Below are 16,062 nucleotides of genomic sequence, written 5' to 3'. Positions count from 1 at the left end.
CCTATCTACTTCATCTGCTTTTTATCAATTTCTATCTATAGAATATAAGGGCAATGTTGCCAATTTCAAGGGTTTTTAAGCCCTTTTTAACGCTAATTTGACCTATTTTGACCTGGCTTGTTTACCTTCTTGAGTGCGCTGATGGCACCTACTATGCCGGCATTACCAATCGTCTGGAGCATCGTCTAGAAGCCCATAACTCTGGGCAAGGTGCGCGTTATACAAGAGCGCGTAGACCGGTCATTCTTCTTGCCACCCAAGAACACCCGAACCGCTCAGAAGCCTCTAAGGCTGAGGCTAGATTAAAAGGTTTACCCAGAGACCAAAAACTGGGGTTTTTCAGCCTTAGTTAACTTAGTTAATCTACCAAACAAAAACCACCCAGGAGGGTGGTTTGAAGAATATTAAAAGGCATCCTTTAAACGTTCTAGCGCAAACATTTCTCTCAAGTGAAGCGTTTGGTAGGCAACTCGCTCTTTGAGCAAGCCGGTAATGGTTTCTTTATCTGGTGAGTAATAGCGCATTACGTCAGACTGAAGACTGTATGTTGGCCAATTTGCTTGCCCAGGAACATTAGGATTACCAGTCTTTGCAAATGCCGCCCAACTGGCTGACATTTTTTCCGACATTGCAATATCTTGCGGATCATTTTTATTGGTGATGGGGTACCAATATTTAGACCACACACTCTTTTCCTTTAGTTCTGCAGTCGCTTTTTCAATTAAAGCACATTGATCCGCACCAGATTCAGGCTTGCTTGGTGCCTGCGGCATCAGACCATAACTACCGAACACATAACTAATCTCAAAGGTATGCGGCACACCAGGATAGGCAGGCCTGATATTGCTTGTTAAATAATCAAAGTAGTAGGCATATCCAGGGGCGATTCCATTCATACTGTCCGCCAACAATTTCGTACTACCGCGATAAAGCAGGTCGCCCATAATGTCAGATGACTCTATACATTTATCCCGCACTCTTGAATACAGCTTTTGAATATTCTTGGGATTCTCATGTAACTTTTTAGCAAGAACATCCAGTGCAGGTTGACTGGGAACTAAAAAACTGGAATCCCAAGAGTTGGTGCCAATCATGAATGGCACTTTGGCCTGCTTACCTGCAGCAAACAATGGAACAGGGTCCCCTTTGAGGATTTGACCATCAACAAAAGGTCCCCCAAACTCGTCCTTTTCAAAATCTGCGCCAGTCAAAATCAACTTATCTGTGGGAAGACTGCGGAGCTCTTTCATCGTCTTCACGCCAAGCGCTGCCATGTATTTAGCATCGATATCGACCTGCGGAGTCATCCCCAAGTGTTTCTGGGTCAAACCACGTAATGGACTTTGTTGGGCGCTTTCTGCAATCGCTCTATGAAACAGCCCTCTAGCTGCATCGGAAACCATTAACCAAGTAACGCTACGTCCCCCAGCAGACTCGCCGAAGATAGTAACGTTATTGGGGTCCCCGCCAAATGCTGCAATATTCTTTTTGACCCACTTCAAAACTGCAATTTGATCCATGGTGCCGTAGTTCCCAACAGGCTCACCATTGGCCTTAGCTTCATCAATCAACTCCTTGCTCGCAAAAAATCCAAGGGAGCCAAGACGGTAGTCAAAGGTAACTACGATAACGCCGTTTTTAATTAAGTTAATGGGTGTAAATTGCGCATCCCTTGCGCCATCCACCAACATTCCACCACCATGAATCCAAACCATCACCGGTAGATTCTTCAGGTTTTGCGTGGGGGTAAATACATTTAAGTGCAGGCAATTTTCGTTACCTGGTGCATGAAGACCGGCGCTTAAGTTCTTCACATAAGGCTGCGGACATACATCACCAAACTTACTGGCATCACGAGTACCCGCCCAAGGTTTGGCTGGCTGTGGCGGACGCCAACGTAAATCACCAAGCGGTGGAGCGGCATAAGGAATGCCTTTAAATACTTGCATATTGTGCTCAAAAGCACCTTGCAAAACGCCCGTATCAATTTGTACTGTGGGTTGTTCAGCGCTTGCAAAGGCGCTCATACTGATTAAACAAAACAAAAATGCAAATACGTTCTTCATAGAAGCTCTCATAAGTGATTGCAGTTACAAAAAAATGGTGATTATCTTTTCCAGCGCTCCAACGCAACATCATCAGACACCCGAGCGTCAACCCAACGCGCACCTTCAGGGGTGTCTTCTTTTTTCCAAAACGGCGCTGCCGTCTTAAGGTAGTCCATGATGAATTCACAAGCAGCGAATGCTTCTCCTCTATGAGCGCTTGTCACGACCACAAGAACAATTTGCTCCTCTGGCAATAGAGGGCCAACACGATGAATCACTAGTGTTTGATAAATGTCCCAGCGGGCTTTGGCTTGATCCAGAATTTCCTGTAAGGCCTTCTCAGTCATACCAGGGTAGTGTTCAAGCGTCATGCCTTTTACTTGGCTGCCGTCATTCATATCCCGGACTGTTCCCAAGAAAGTCACTACTGCACCAACCCGTGGATCGCCTTGGCGTAACGCCATTACCTCAGTACTGATATCAAAATCGCTTTCTTGGATTTTGATCGGCATATCAGCCCCCAGTCACCGGCGGGAAGAAGGCCACTTCAGCGCCCTCTTGCAATGAAGTATTTGCATCAACCATATGTTGATTTAAGGCACAACGCAGTACTTTGCCTTCTGCTAATACCTCAGACCATGGATTGCCACGTTGAATCAAATGCAGCCTTAAATCCGCAATCGTTTTGACTGTTGCAGGAATGATGATGCCCTCTTGCGAGATGCCGAGCGCTTCACGCAATGATGCAAAAAATCGTAGTTCAAGTTTCATGGGCTAATCGTAAACCGATTATTTGAGAAGCGCATCAAAGGGAATGTATTTCACCAGGTCACCCACTTTAATTGGCTGATTAGGCGGGCAATCCACTAAGCCATCACCCCAAGAGGCACTAGTGAGTACACCAGAGCTTTGGTTCGGGAATAAATCTAAGCCGCCGCCGCTATTTAGCTTGACGCGTAAGAATTCATTGCGACGATCCGCTTTTAACCAATCGAAATCAGCTCGCATCAAATAAGATTGCGGACTCTGAGCTTCACGACCCTGCAGCTTCAAAATAAAAGGGCGCACGAATAACAAGAAGGTTACAAAACTAGATACAGGGTTACCAGGCAAGCCAATAAACCAGGCCTCACCATCTTTAGGCTCGTCTGATTTACGAACGGCACCAAAAGCCAATGGTTTGCCGGGCTTAATAGCAATCTGCCAAAGATCCAATCTTCCCTCAGCAGTCACTGCGGGCTTAATGTGATCTTCTTCGCCAACCGAAACGCCACCAGAGGTAATAATCAAATCATGGTCTTTGCTGGCTTTACGTAATGCTGCGCGTGTTGCATCAAGGCGATCTGGAACAATACCTAAATCCGTTGCATCACAACCTAAGGATTTGAGGCAGGCTAACAAAGTATCGCGGTTAGAGTTATAGATACCACCTGGCTTTAAAGGCTCACCAGGAAGCGCAAGCTCATCACCGGTAAAGAATGCTGCAACCCTCACTCGACGTTTTACATTGAGGTGAGTAAGCCCAGCCGAGGCTGCGACACCCAACTCCTGAGGACGTAAGAATGTACCGGCAGTCAAACAAGTTTTGCCAGCAGTTAAATCTTCACCTCTGAGACGAATCCATTGACCAGATGCTGGGACGGTATTAATGGTTACTTGGTCAGATTGGCCTTCCACTACACAATCTTCTTGCATCACCACCGCATCAGCACCAGGTGGAACAGGTGCACCTGTAAATATTCTGGCGGCAGTGCCTGGCTCCAAAGCGATGCCCATCGACCCAGCCGGAATACGCTGAGCAATCTTGAGAGTGCTTCCGGCGGTTTGTGTATCGGCAGTACGCACGGCATAGCCATCCATCGAAGTGTTATCTAATGGTGGCACATCAACCAAGCTGCTGACGTTTTCAGAAAGCACACGACCTAAAGCAGCCTGCATAGCAACCTTCTCACTCTCACCAACCATTTTGGCATGAGAAAGTAAGTGGTCTAAAGCCTGCTGCGCAGTCAACATTGATGGCTTGTTCATAAGAAGGTATTAATTACGTTAATGATTGTGGGGGTTAAAAAATTAACCCAGATGCGCTGTAATGAAATCTTTAACCTGATTCACATCTGCATCTATATTCACTACACGCTGCGGTTTGGATTTAATGTCTTTAAAAGCTGGCGGACATTCTGCAGGACGACCTAAGGCGACCTCAATGGTTTCCTCAAACTTAATTGGGAGCGCTGTCTCGAGCACAATCATCGGAATGCCTGCTTGCAAATGCTCCCGGGCTACTTTCACACCATCAGCGGTATGGGTGTCAATCATGACGCCATAGCGTTGATCGATATCACGAATAGTTTCTAGGCGATTCTGGTGAGTGCTACGTCCAGATTGGAAGCCATACTTACCTAATTCCTTAAATACCGCATCTTTAGAGATATCAAAACCACCCGCTTCATCTACCTGCTTGAACATCGCCGCAGTTGCTTTGCCATCCTTGCCCATAAAGTCAAATACAAAGCGCTCAAAATTACTTGCTTTGGAAATATCCATGGAAGGACTTGAGGTATGCAAGGTCTCAGCAGACTTACGCGCACGATAGACGCCCGTGCGGAAAAACTCATCGAGAACGTCATTCTCATTTGTTGCGGCAATTAAATGCGCAATTGGCAAACCCATCATGCGAGCAATGTGGCCTGCACAGATGTTGCCAAAGTTACCCGAGGGAACAGTGAATGAGACTTTCTCATTACTAGACTTAGTTGCCAGCAAGTAGCCTTGAAAGTAATAAACCACCTGAGCAACCACACGACCCCAGTTAATGGAGTTCACTGTGCCAATTTTATTATTCGCCTTGAAGGCGTGATCATTGCTTACCGCCTTAACAATATCTTGGCAGTCATCAAAAACGCCAGCTACTGCTAAGTTAAAAATATTCGGGTCTTGCAAGGAGTACATTTGTGCAGACTGGAAGGCGCTCATCTTGCCGCGCGGCGAGAGCATAAATACCTTAACACCTTCTTTGCCACGCATGGCGTATTCAGCGGCACTGCCAGTATCGCCAGATGTGGCACCCAAAATATTGAGCTGCCGACCTTTTTTCTTGAGGGCGTATTCAAAAAGATTGCCAAGCAACTGCATGGCCATGTCTTTAAAAGCTAGAGTCGGGCCATTTGAGAGACTCAATAAACCAATGCGTGTGCCTTGCTCTTCACCCAACCAATGGATCGGCGTAATGTCTTTAGCGTTATCTTGAGGACGGCCATTGCAATAAACCTGTTCGGTATACGTTTTACGCAAGAGCGCACGCAAATCCGCCTCAGGAATATCATCGCAATACAAACTTAAAACCTCATACGCAAGATCAGCGTACGACAAGCCGCGCCAGGAATCCAATTGTGCTGCGGTAACTTTTGGGTACTGAGTTGGCAAATACAAGCCGCCATCAGGCGCCAATCCACCCAACAAAATTTCTAAAAAGGATTGTTCTGGGCTATTGCCACGGGTAGATTGGTAACGCATGGATTTTGCTGAGTTTCTGAGTTTTGCTTAAGACAGATTTTCTAAACGGATCTTTACCACTTCGCCGGCAACTGTTTTGAGAGCTTGAATCTCTTTGATTGCGGCAAGCATATTCTTCTCTTTAGTTTCGTGAGTCAAAGCGACTAAATCAGTCTGACTCTCGCCCTCATCAGCCTCTTTTTGCAAAAGCGCATCAATAGATACACCATGTGAAGCCAAAATCTTTGTAATGTCAGCCAATACACCAGCTTGATCAGCTACACGCAAGCGCAAGTAATAGCTAGTGGTGATCTCGCCGATAGGTAGCACTGGTGTGTCATGTACAGCATCTGGCTGGAAGGCCAAGTAAGGAACGCGGTGCTCCGCATCAGCGCTAAGCAAGCGAGTGATATCCACCAAATCAGCAATAACAGCAGACGCCGTAGGCTCCGACCCTGCACCTTTGCCGTAATACAAGGTAGTACCCACTGCATCACCAAATACTTGAACGGCATTCATAGCGCCTTCAACGTTTGCAATCAAACGCTTAGAAGGAATTAATGTTGGGTGTACACGCAACTCCACGCCGGTGGATGTTTTCTTAGCAATGCCAAGTAACTTGATGCGATAGCCTAATTGCTCAGCATATTTAATATCAATGGCATCTAATTTAGTGATGCCCTCAATGTGCGCTTTTTCGAACTGCATTGGAATACCAAATGCAATCGCACTCATGATGGTCGCTTTATGCGCAGCATCAACCCCTTCGATATCAAAAGTAGGGTCAGCTTCTGCGTAACCTAAGCGCTGAGCTTCTTTGAGAACGGTCCCAAAATCCAAACCTTTATCGCGCATCTCCGACAAGATGAAATTGGTCGTACCGTTAATGATGCCGGCAATCCATTCAATGCGGTTAGCGGTTAAACCTTCACGCAATGCTTTAATAATAGGAATGCCACCTGCAACGGCAGCTTCAAAGGCAACCATCACGCCTTTAGCATGTGCCGCTTTAAAAATCTCATTACCATGTACGGCGATTAATGCCTTATTGGCTGTCACTACATGCTTGCCAGCAGCGATCGCTTCAAGAACCAAATCTTTAGCGATGCCGTAACCACCGATTAACTCAACAACGATATCAATCTCTGGGTTATTAATGACGGCACGAGCATCGCTCACCACTTGTGCACGATCTTTAACAAGCTCTTTGGCGCGCTCTACATTTAAATCGGCGACTGTATTAATACGAATTCCACGCCCAGCACGGCGAGTAATCTCATCTTGATTACGCTCGAGAACAGTGAATACGCCACCACCAACAGTGCCAATACCTAACAGACCTACTTGAATCGGTTTCATGATGCCTTTGCTGCAGTTGAAGAAGCCTTGCGGCTGTTTTTATTACGATAACGCTCCAGAAAACGTGCAAGGCGGCCAATAGCCTCCTTAAGAACATCTTCATGAGGCAAGAACACTACGCGGAAGTGATCCGGTTTACCCCAGTTAAAACCAGAGCCCTGCACTAACAATACTTTTTCTTCCTTCAAGAGGTCAGCAACAAACTGCTGATCATCTTCAATCGGATAAACCTCAGGGTCTAGCCTTGGGAATAAATACAAAGCAGATTTGGGTTTGACGCAAGTCACACCTGGAATATCCGTAATGAGTTTCCATGCAAGATCGCGTTGTTTTGCAAGACGGCCGCCCTCGCCTACTAAATCATTAATACTCTGATAACCACCCAATGCCGTTTGAATTGCATACTGGCCTGGCACGTTTGCACACAAACGCATTGAGGCCAACATGTTTAAGCCTTCAATATAGTCACGAACCATCTCTTTATCACCCGAGACAATCATCCATCCAGCGCGATAGCCGCAGGAACGGTAATTCTTAGATAGGCCGTTAAAGGTGATGGTAACTACATCCGTCGATAAAGATGCGAGGGAGATATGCTTCTCACCGTCATACAACATCTTGTCGTAAATCTCATCGGCAAACAAAATCAAACCATGCTCGCGCGCAATCTGAATCATCTCCAACAACACTTCTTTTGAATAGATTGCGCCAGTCGGATTATTGGGATTAATTACAACAATTGCTTTAGTGCGCGGTGTAATTTTTTTACGCAAATCATTTAAGTCCGGCTCCCAGCCTTTGGCTTCATCACAAAGATAGTGAACTGGTGTGCCACTCGACAAACTCACGGCAGCAGTCCACAGCGGGTAATCTGGTGTTGGCACTAAAACCTCATCGCCATCATTTAAGAGTGCGTTCATCGAAAGCACGATGAGTTCTGAAACGCCGTTACCGGTATAAACGTCATCCAATGTCACACCTTGAATGCCCTTTTCCTGGCAATACTGCATGATGGCTTTTCGAGCAGCAAAAATGCCTTTGGAATCGGAGTAAGCGGATGCGTTACTCAAATTGCGGATCATGTCCAACTGAATCTCTTCAGGTGGATCAAAACCGAAAACCCCTACGTTTCCGATGTTTAATTTGATGATTTTGTGACCCTCTTCCTCCATCCGCTGAGCAAGCTCGAGCACCGGCCCACGTATGTCATAACAGACGTTATCGAGCTTTTGGGACTTTCGGATTGGTTTCACAATTAATTTAAGGGTAAGTTCTTGAAATATGAGAAAAAACAGCTAGCTATAATCCACATAATTATGACAGAGAGTCCACTTGAAGCTTCAATCTGACCCCCATTCGGGAGCGAATACGATCACCGGCTACGGCGATGGCTACGTAGAGATCAATAAGATTCCTTACGCCCATGCGGTTGTCCTCAGCTCTGACGGCGCTATCTCCAATTGGCCAGTTAAGACATTTGACGATCTAGAGGCCCATAATTTCACGCAACTCGTTGATTTAAAACCAGAATTAATCCTGATTGGGACCGGTAGTCGTCAACGTTTTCCGAAGCCAGAACTACTGAACGCATTGATTTCCGCCAAAATTGGCTTTGAAATCATGGACTCTCAAGCCGCCTGTCGCACCTACAACATTTTGGTTGGTGAAGGGCGTCGAGTCTTGTTGGCGCTGATTGTGGAACCTGTTTAATGCAATTTGGCCAGATTCGGCAGTCCTCAGCCCTTCATCCAGGCAAGATTTTGCTCTTGGTCATCCTGTATGCGCTGCTATGGTTTGGCACCCTTAACTACCGTCACCTTATTCCATCTGACGAGGGGCGCTATGCGGAGATTGCCCGAGAAATGCTGGTCACTGGCGACTGGATTACCCCGCGTTACAACGGCTATAAATATTTTGAAAAGCCACCATTGCAAGCTTGGGCCACTGCTACTGCCTTTCAAGTGTTTGGCATTGGTGATTGGCAAGCACGTCTATGGACAGCGCTCACCGGCTTCTTAACCATTCTTCTGGTTGGATTTACTGGCGCAAGAATCTTTAATCCTAGAGCTGGATGGTTAGCTGCCGTTGTTCTGGCATCCAGCCCCATGTGGGTCATTAGCGGTCACTTCAATTCACTAGATATGGGTTTGTCTGCATTTTTAGTTGCAGCTTTATGTAGCCTATTGATTGCACAAACTTCTCACCATAAAAATAGTTGCCGCAATTGGATGTGGGCTTGTTGGATCTTTATGGCACTCGCCACTTTATCCAAGGGTGTGATCGGTGCCGCAATTCCGGCGATGGTTTTTATTGCTTACTCCATCAGCACATGGGATTGGAAAATCTGGACTCGCTTACGTTTATTTAGCGGAACAATCTTGTTCTTAGCTATCACAGCACCTTGGTTTATTTTGGTTGCGCAGCGTAATCCCGAGTTCTTGGAATTCTTCTTTATCCATGAGCATCTGCAACGCTTCACGCAAGATGCACACAGCAGAACAGGTCCTATTTATTACTTTGTCCCGCTTCTGCTCATTGGCATCCTCCCTTGGGCCCTGCAAATCCCTGGGGCGGTTATCCAGGCGTGGACTGAGCGTCGTCGGGAGTTCTCGCCTAGCTGGTTATTGGTATGCTGGTTTGTGGTGATCTTTGCATTCTTCAGCGTCTCTCACTCTAAGTTGCCCGGTTACATCATTCCTGTTTTTCCCGCCCTTGCTTTAATCATTGGCAATCGCTTAGATCGCTTGCTGGGGCACACCAACTCCATGGCGCTCCCATGGAAAGTGCAGACACTTGGTTTTGCACTTCTGGGCTGCGTTGGGTTTTTCTTTTTAGATGCGATTGGCAAGCAAGCTAGGCCCGATGAAATTGAAGCCTATGCGCAATATAGTTATTGGGTAATTGCCGCATTGCTAGCTTTAGTGAGTTTTAGTGCTTACGCTGCATGGCAAAGCAGACGCAATGGCATTCAAAGTATTGTGAGCTTTGCTTGTGGGTTTTTTCTGTGCGCCATCATCGCTGGAACTGGTCATGAGACTTTAGGCCGCGCCGTCTCTGGCATTGATTTGGTTGAGCGAGTAAAAGCCTCCATTCCTGAAAAAGTAAATTTCTATTCAGTACGTCTTTTAGATCACACGGTGCCCTTCTATTTAGGCCGAACCATGATCATGGTGGAGTCACCGGATGAACTCGAATTTGGTGTAAATCAAGAACCAGATCTTTGGATGCCAACTTTAGAAGCCTTTATTAGCCGTTGGCAGGAAGATCTAACAGCCTACGCCCTCATGGTTCCAGAGCAATTTGATGCACTAAAGGTTCAGAACTTCCCCATGCAGGAAGTCGGCCGCGACTCTCGCAGAGTGATTGTGAAGCACCCAGATACATCGAGTGGGTTGCAGTGACACAGTGAAGTAATATAAGAAGCATCATGTCAAACAGCTCCACATTTATTCCTTTTACACGACCCAGCTTTAATCAAGAAACGATTGATGCTGTATCGGATGTATTACGTTCGGGTTGGGTTACATCTGGCCCAAAGCTGGCAGAGTTTGAGTCAACCCTTAGAGAATACTTTGGCGGTCGTCCAGTGCGTTGTTTTGCCAATGGCACAGCAACCATGAAGATTGCTTTGCAAGTTGCAGGTATTGGTCCTGGCGATGAAGTACTTACTACGCCCATTTCTTGGGTTGCAACCTCGAATGTCATTTTGAGTGTTGGCGCAAAACCAGTATTCGTCGATATTGATCCTATAACACGCAATATTGATTTGAATAAAGTTGCTGCTGCAATCACGCCAAAGACACGTGCGATCATGCCGGTCTATTTAGCTGGCTTACCTGTTGATATGGATCAGCTCTACGCCATTGCGAAACAGCATCATCTTCGTGTGATTGAAGATGCTGCGCAGGCCTTTGGCTCACAGTGGCAAGGGAAGAAGATTGGCAGCTTTGGTGACCTAGTGAGCTTCAGCTTTCAGGCCAATAAAAATCTCACCACCATTGAGGGTGGTTGCCTTGTGCTCAATAATGCTGATGAAGCAAAACTTGCAGAGAAGTTCCGCTTGCAGGGATTAACCCGTCAAGGTATGGACGGCATGGATGTGGATGTATTGGGCGGCAAAGATAACTTGACAGATGTGAATGCGGCGATTGGCCTTGAGCAACTAAAGCAACTACCTGCATATCAAGCGCGTCGTGCACAATTAGCGCGCCAATACTTTGATGTCATCCGCGGTGAATTGAAATCCGCCGGCTTGGAAAGTTTGCATCTAGAACTTCCAGTGGAAAACTTTACTGACAGCAACTGGCACATGTTTCAAGTTGTTTTGCCCCTTGAGAAATTAAATGCCGATCGCGCCCAAGTAATGAGAGAGTTAAAAGATTTAGGTATTGGTACTGGCGTTCATTACCCTGCAATTACTGGTTTCACGCTTTACAAGAACCAAGGTTACAAAACATCGGGTACGCCCATCGCTGAACGCATTGGTCGATCCATTCTCACTCTCCCCCTATTTCCCTCAATGGCAGATGAAGATATTGGCCGTATAGCTAGGGGATTGGTCGGAATTTTGCTGAAATACCGCAAAAACTAGTGTTCTTGGGTTAAACCCACAGAATCAGGCAAAATTGCAGCATGACTGCAAATTTAGTTGCCAACCCAACACTCAGCATTGTTATTCCCGTCTACAACGAGGAAGATGGTCTCCAGGCCCTATTTGATCGCCTTTACCCCGCTTTGGATGCACTAGCCGCCAAACGCAAGATTACCTATGAAATTGTGTTTGTGAATGATGGCAGCAAAGATCGCTCCGCCGGCATCCTTTCCAAGCAAGTTGAACTCCGCCTCGATGTCACACGCGCCGTTTTATTTCATAGCAATTTTGGTCAACATATGGCCATCATGGCTGGCTTTGAATACGCCAAAGGTGAACACATCATTACCTTGGATGCAGACTTACAAAATCCTCCAGAAGAAATTGATGCGCTGACTGAACAGCTATTAAAAGGTCATGATTATGTCGGTACCATACGCGCTGATCGTCGCGATAGCTTCTTCAGAAAATTTGCTTCACGCGCTATGAATCGTTTGCGTGAAAACATCACCCGCATCACGATGACTGATCAAGGGTGCATGTTGCGAGGCTACAGTCGCCGTATTGTTGATTTAGTTCGTCAATGTGATGAGAGTAATACATTCATCCCTGCGCTCGCATACACCTTCTCCGCAAACCCAGTGGAAATTACTGTTAAGCATGAAGAACGTTTTGCAGGTGAATCTAAATACAGCCTTTACCAACTGATTCGCCTAAATTTTGATTTGGTTACCGGCTTCTCCATCATGCCGCTACAGATCTTCTCGATCCTCGGTATGTTGCTATCCCTAGCTGCAGGCAGCTTGTTTGCTTACCTACTGGTACGCCGCTTTGTTCTAGGCGCTGAGGTGGAGGGTGTATTCACCCTCTTCGCCCTAACCTTCTTCTTAATTGGCGTCATGCTCTTCGGACTCGGTCTTTTAGGTGAATATATTGGTCGCATCTATCAGCAAATCCGCAACCGCCCTCGCTACGTTGTGCAAACTGTTCTAGAGAAAAAATAATTGCACGCAGTCGTCTTTGCTTATCACGATGTTGGCGTCAACTGCCTCAAAGCGCTTCTCAATGCGGGCATACAAATTGATCTTGTAGTTACCCATCAGGACGATCCTAATGAGAATGTTTGGTTTGGGAGTGTGGCAAAACTGTGTGCTGAGAAAAATATCCCTTACATTGCGCCCAACGCGAATGAATTAGTCAATTTAATTCCGAAGCTGCAAGCTCTTGCTCCAGATTATATTTTTTCCCTCTACTATCGCTTCATGATTCCAGAGCAGATTTTGAAGTGCGCAAAAATTGCCGCACTGAATATGCATGGCTCACTACTTCCGAAATACCGTGGTCGTGCCCCCGTAAACTGGGCGATCCTTCATGGCGAAACTGAAACTGGCGCAACCCTGCATGTGATGGAGGCCAAACCGGATGCAGGGGATATCGTTGGGCAGGTGGCAATCAGTATTGGTCCGAATGAAACCGCTACCGATGTATTTGGCAAAGTCAGTCAGGCGGCCGTGAGTGTTATTGACCAAGTTTTACCCAGCCTCCTAAAGGGCAAAGTTCCTCGCAGACCGAATGAACTCCAAAAAGGCAGCTATTTTGGGGGTCGAAAGCCTGCAGATGGGCAAATTCATTGGAACCAGACTGCCAAACAGGTCCATGACCTCGTGAGAGCAGTTGCACCCCCATATCCCGGCGCCTTCACGGACCATCAGGGCAAGGTAATGATTGTTGCCAGGACCGGCTTAAATGGGCCATTTCCAGCCAATCTCGATCTTGGGGTTTGTGGCATCCAAGTGGTTGATAATCAGGTATTCGGTATTTGCGGCGACCGCCAAGCAGTAGAAATCTTGGAATGGTTTCCAGCTAGCAACTGAGTAGCAACACTTATTAGATTAAAACGAGGCAGTAAAGATGAAAAAAGTACTCATTCTTGGTGTGAACGGTTTTATTGGTCACCACCTTTCCAAGCGCATTCTTGAGACAACCGATTGGGATGTCTATGGCATGGATATGCAAAATGATCGCCTTGGTGACTTAATCAATCATCCACGTATGCATTTCTTTGAAGGTGACATCACCATCAATAAAGAATGGGTTGAATATCACATCCGTAAATGCGACGTCATTCTGCCTTTAGTAGCGATTGCAACTCCAGCCACCTATGTACAGCAGCCACTAAAAGTATTTGAGCTCGACTTCGAAGCCAATTTACCAATCGTGCGTTCTGCTGTGAAATACAAAAAGCATTTAGTATTTCCATCAACCTCTGAGGTTTATGGCATGTGCGAAGACGGCGAGTTCGATCCGTCCAAATCGAATATGATCTACGGCCCTATCAATAAGCCACGCTGGATCTACGCATGTTCTAAACAATTAATGGATCGCGTGATCTGGGGTTATGGCATGGAAGGTTTGCGCTTTACCCTCTTCCGTCCGTTTAACTGGATTGGCCCTGGCTTAGATAGCATCTACACACCAAAAGAAGGTTCATCCCGTGTAGTGACTCAGTTCTTAGGTCATATTGTTCGCGGCGAATCTATTAACGTTGTTGATGGTGGAGCCCAGAAACGTGCCTTTACATATATTGACGATGGTATCGATGCTTTGATGCGCATTATCGACAACAAAGGTGGCGTTGCTAATGGCAAGATCTACAACATCGGCAACCCTAAAAACAATCACTCCATTCGCGAACTAGCCAATCAGATGTTGGAGATTGCCCGCAGTATTCCTGAGTATGCAAAGAATGCGAATGAAGTCAAAATTGTGGAGACAACTTCAGGCGCATATTACGGTGAAGGCTACCAAGATGTGCAAAATCGCGTTCCTGCAATTGATAACACGATGAATGAATTGGGCTGGAAGCCTACGACCACAATGACTGATGCCCTCAAAAATATTTTTGAAGCCTATCGTGGCGACGTAGAAAAAGCACGTCACCTAGTTGATAAAGAATAAGCGAGTAAACCAAAGGTACATGGCTAAGATAGCTCTCAAGGTTGATGTAGACACCTTACGCGGCACTAAAGAGGGTGTACCTAATCTTGCTCGAACTCTAGAGCGTTTTGGTCTCAAAGCCACCTTTCTGTTCAGCCTTGGCCCTGACCATACTGGCTGGGCCTTAAAGCGTGTCTTTCGACCAGGCTTTTTAAAAAAAGTAAGTCGCACCTCCGTTGTCGAGCATTACGGCATAAAGACTTTGCTTTATGGAGTTCTCCTTCCTGGACCAGATATTGGCAAGAAAGCCGCCGCAGAAATGCGCGCCATTGATAAAGCAGGTCACGAAACTGGGATTCATACTTGGGATCATGTTGCATGGCAAGATGCCGTCCGCAACCAAGATGCGCAGTGGACCAAAGAAATGATGCAAAAAAGCTGGGATCGATTTGTAGAGATCTTTGGTCATGCGCCAGTCACATATGGCGCAGCTGGATGGCAAATGAATGAAGCTGCTTTTGAGCAACTTGATCAATGGGGTATTGCCTACTCGTCTGATGGAAGGGCGGAACCAAACCTCATACCCTATCGTCTTGCGCTATCCGCAGGTAAAGCCAAGCATGTTCAATATCCAACCACACTCCCCACCTTTGATGAGCTCATCGGTATCGATGGTGCCGATGAATTTGGTGCCGTTAAGAAGCTTTTAGAGATCACTCAGAGCAACCCAAATGACCAGGTCTTCACCTTGCATGCTGAACTGGAAGGTCAGAAGTTATTACCAGCATTTGAGCAACTGCTAGCTGGATGGCTAAATCAAGGCCATGACCTTGTCACCATGGGCGAGCTGCACAAATCTTGGGAGGCAACCAAGCAACTCGATAAAATAGCCGTACTGCCACTGACTTGGGGTGAAATACCTAATCGCAGCGGTGATTTAATCATTCAAAATAACTAATTCATTTATTAAGCATCAGAGACAACCAACGAAGGATCATCATGACAGTAGCCATTGGTCAACCCATACCGCAGTGCGCAATTCCAGCAACTTCTGGATTAACATTTTCGCCAGCGTCCGCAAAAGGCAAAAAATTGGTTCTGTATTTTTACCCCAAGGATATGACTCCAGGTTGTACTGCTGAGTCAGGTGAATTCAGAGACAACATTGAGGCCTTTACTAAGGCCAATACTTTGGTGGTAGGGGTTTCCCGAGATAGCATCAAATCACACGATAACTTCCGCAGCAAACTAGAGCTCCCATTTGAGTTAGTTGCTGATACTGAAGAGACACTTTGCCAGATCTTCGGCGTCATGAAAATGAAGAATATGTACGGCAAACAAGTCCGTGGCGTCGAGCGCAGCACCTTCTTATTTGACTCCACCGGCAAGCTTGTAAAAGAGTGGCGCGGCCTGAAGGTTCCAGGTCATGTGACAGAGGTATTACAAGCAGCTCAAGCCACTAAGTAATTTTTACAACAATTTGATCTGAGGTGCTTGCAAACCCCGAATTTTGGGGTAAAGTGATTCATATGCACCGTAAACGACGGGAAAGTCTGACAATCCGTTTGAATCAGAAACCTGAATATCTCAGATCAGGTGCGGAGAGTAACCCCCTCCGTTTTTTCAGTACCACCG

The 16,062-nt window shown here is 46.4% G+C and carries 16 protein-coding genes; 9 read left to right on the top strand and 7 right to left on the bottom strand.

Going from position 1 to position 16,062, the window contains the following annotated elements:
• The first annotated feature begins 107 nt into the window (after nucleotides 1-107).
• Nucleotides 108-353: a GIY-YIG nuclease family protein gene (locus ICV36_RS02435; protein ID WP_215400961.1), complete on the top strand. Its 246-nt coding sequence runs from the start codon at nucleotides 108-110 to the stop codon at nucleotides 351-353.
• A gap of 51 nt (nucleotides 354-404) precedes the next feature.
• On the opposite strand, the gene ICV36_RS02430 is transcribed toward ICV36_RS02435, so the two are convergent.
• Genes ICV36_RS02430 through ICV36_RS02400 form a run of 7 tightly spaced genes read right to left on the bottom strand, consistent with a single transcriptional unit; the run spans nucleotide 405 to nucleotide 8,152 of the window.
• Nucleotides 405-2,066, bottom strand: coding sequence for a carboxylesterase/lipase family protein (locus ICV36_RS02430; RefSeq protein WP_215400960.1), 1,662 nt, complete (start codon nucleotides 2,064-2,066; stop codon nucleotides 405-407).
• 41 nt (nucleotides 2,067-2,107) lie between these two features.
• Nucleotides 2,108-2,560: a molybdopterin synthase catalytic subunit MoaE gene (gene moaE / locus ICV36_RS02425; RefSeq protein WP_215400959.1), complete on the bottom strand. Its 453-nt coding sequence runs from the start codon at nucleotides 2,558-2,560 to the stop codon at nucleotides 2,108-2,110.
• Nucleotide 2,561: 1 nt separating this feature from the next.
• Nucleotides 2,562-2,819, bottom strand: a complete 258-nt coding sequence (moaD, locus tag ICV36_RS02420; protein WP_215400958.1) for a molybdopterin converting factor subunit 1 — start codon at nucleotides 2,817-2,819, stop codon at nucleotides 2,562-2,564.
• Between the two features lie 18 nt (nucleotides 2,820-2,837).
• Complete coding sequence (glp, locus tag ICV36_RS02415) at nucleotides 2,838-4,061, bottom strand: gephyrin-like molybdotransferase Glp (RefSeq protein WP_215401528.1); 1,224 nt, start codon at nucleotides 4,059-4,061, stop codon at nucleotides 2,838-2,840.
• 57 nt (nucleotides 4,062-4,118) lie between these two features.
• Nucleotides 4,119-5,561 (bottom strand): threonine synthase, encoded by a 1,443-nt coding sequence (gene thrC, locus ICV36_RS02410; protein WP_215400957.1) that lies wholly within the window; start codon nucleotides 5,559-5,561, stop codon nucleotides 4,119-4,121.
• A gap of 27 nt (nucleotides 5,562-5,588) precedes the next feature.
• The gene (locus ICV36_RS02405; protein WP_215400956.1) at nucleotides 5,589-6,899 is read right to left on the bottom strand and encodes a homoserine dehydrogenase; all 1,311 of its coding nucleotides are present in this window, start codon (nucleotides 6,897-6,899) and stop codon (nucleotides 5,589-5,591) included.
• Nucleotides 6,896-8,152, bottom strand: coding sequence for a pyridoxal phosphate-dependent aminotransferase (locus ICV36_RS02400; protein WP_215400955.1), 1,257 nt, complete (start codon nucleotides 8,150-8,152; stop codon nucleotides 6,896-6,898). Before ICV36_RS02400 ends, ICV36_RS02405 begins: the two co-directional genes overlap by 4 nt.
• A 79-nt stretch (nucleotides 8,153-8,231) precedes the next feature.
• Between ICV36_RS02400 and ICV36_RS02395 the strand changes: the two genes are divergently transcribed.
• The 8 genes from ICV36_RS02395 to ICV36_RS02360 are packed head-to-tail and all read left to right on the top strand — an operon-like array spanning nucleotide 8,232 to nucleotide 15,894.
• Nucleotides 8,232-8,609, top strand: coding sequence for an Mth938-like domain-containing protein (locus ICV36_RS02395; protein WP_215400954.1), 378 nt, complete (start codon nucleotides 8,232-8,234; stop codon nucleotides 8,607-8,609).
• A complete protein-coding gene (locus tag ICV36_RS02390) occupies nucleotides 8,609-10,300 on the top strand; it encodes a glycosyltransferase family 39 protein (RefSeq protein ID WP_215400953.1) in 1,692 nt (563 codons plus the stop codon). Before ICV36_RS02395 ends, ICV36_RS02390 begins: the two co-directional genes overlap by 1 nt.
• Before the next feature lie 26 nt (nucleotides 10,301-10,326).
• On the top strand, nucleotides 10,327-11,490 hold the full coding sequence (locus ICV36_RS02385; RefSeq protein WP_215400952.1) for a DegT/DnrJ/EryC1/StrS aminotransferase family protein: 1,164 nt from the start codon (nucleotides 10,327-10,329) through the stop codon (nucleotides 11,488-11,490).
• A gap of 41 nt (nucleotides 11,491-11,531) precedes the next feature.
• Complete coding sequence (locus tag ICV36_RS02380) at nucleotides 11,532-12,494, top strand: glycosyltransferase (protein WP_215400951.1); 963 nt, start codon at nucleotides 11,532-11,534, stop codon at nucleotides 12,492-12,494.
• Complete coding sequence (locus tag ICV36_RS02375; protein ID WP_215400950.1) at nucleotides 12,495-13,364, top strand: formyltransferase; 870 nt, start codon at nucleotides 12,495-12,497, stop codon at nucleotides 13,362-13,364. It abuts the gene before it with no gap.
• 37 nt (nucleotides 13,365-13,401) lie between these two features.
• Nucleotides 13,402-14,448 (top strand): bifunctional UDP-4-keto-pentose/UDP-xylose synthase, encoded by a 1,047-nt coding sequence (locus ICV36_RS02370; RefSeq protein WP_215400949.1) that lies wholly within the window; start codon nucleotides 13,402-13,404, stop codon nucleotides 14,446-14,448.
• A gap of 19 nt (nucleotides 14,449-14,467) precedes the next feature.
• Complete coding sequence (locus ICV36_RS02365; RefSeq protein WP_215400948.1) at nucleotides 14,468-15,385, top strand: polysaccharide deacetylase family protein; 918 nt, start codon at nucleotides 14,468-14,470, stop codon at nucleotides 15,383-15,385.
• A 41-nt stretch (nucleotides 15,386-15,426) separates the two neighbouring features.
• Complete coding sequence (locus tag ICV36_RS02360) at nucleotides 15,427-15,894, top strand: peroxiredoxin (protein WP_215400947.1); 468 nt, start codon at nucleotides 15,427-15,429, stop codon at nucleotides 15,892-15,894.
• Nucleotides 15,895-16,062: the final 168 nt, after the last annotated feature.

This window comes from Polynucleobacter sp. MWH-UH35A, assembly GCF_018687075.1.
Classification (GTDB): domain Bacteria; phylum Pseudomonadota; class Gammaproteobacteria; order Burkholderiales; family Burkholderiaceae; genus Polynucleobacter.
The sequence above is the reverse complement of the archived record's forward strand: the minus strand, read 5'-3'. Positions and strand labels throughout refer to the sequence as shown.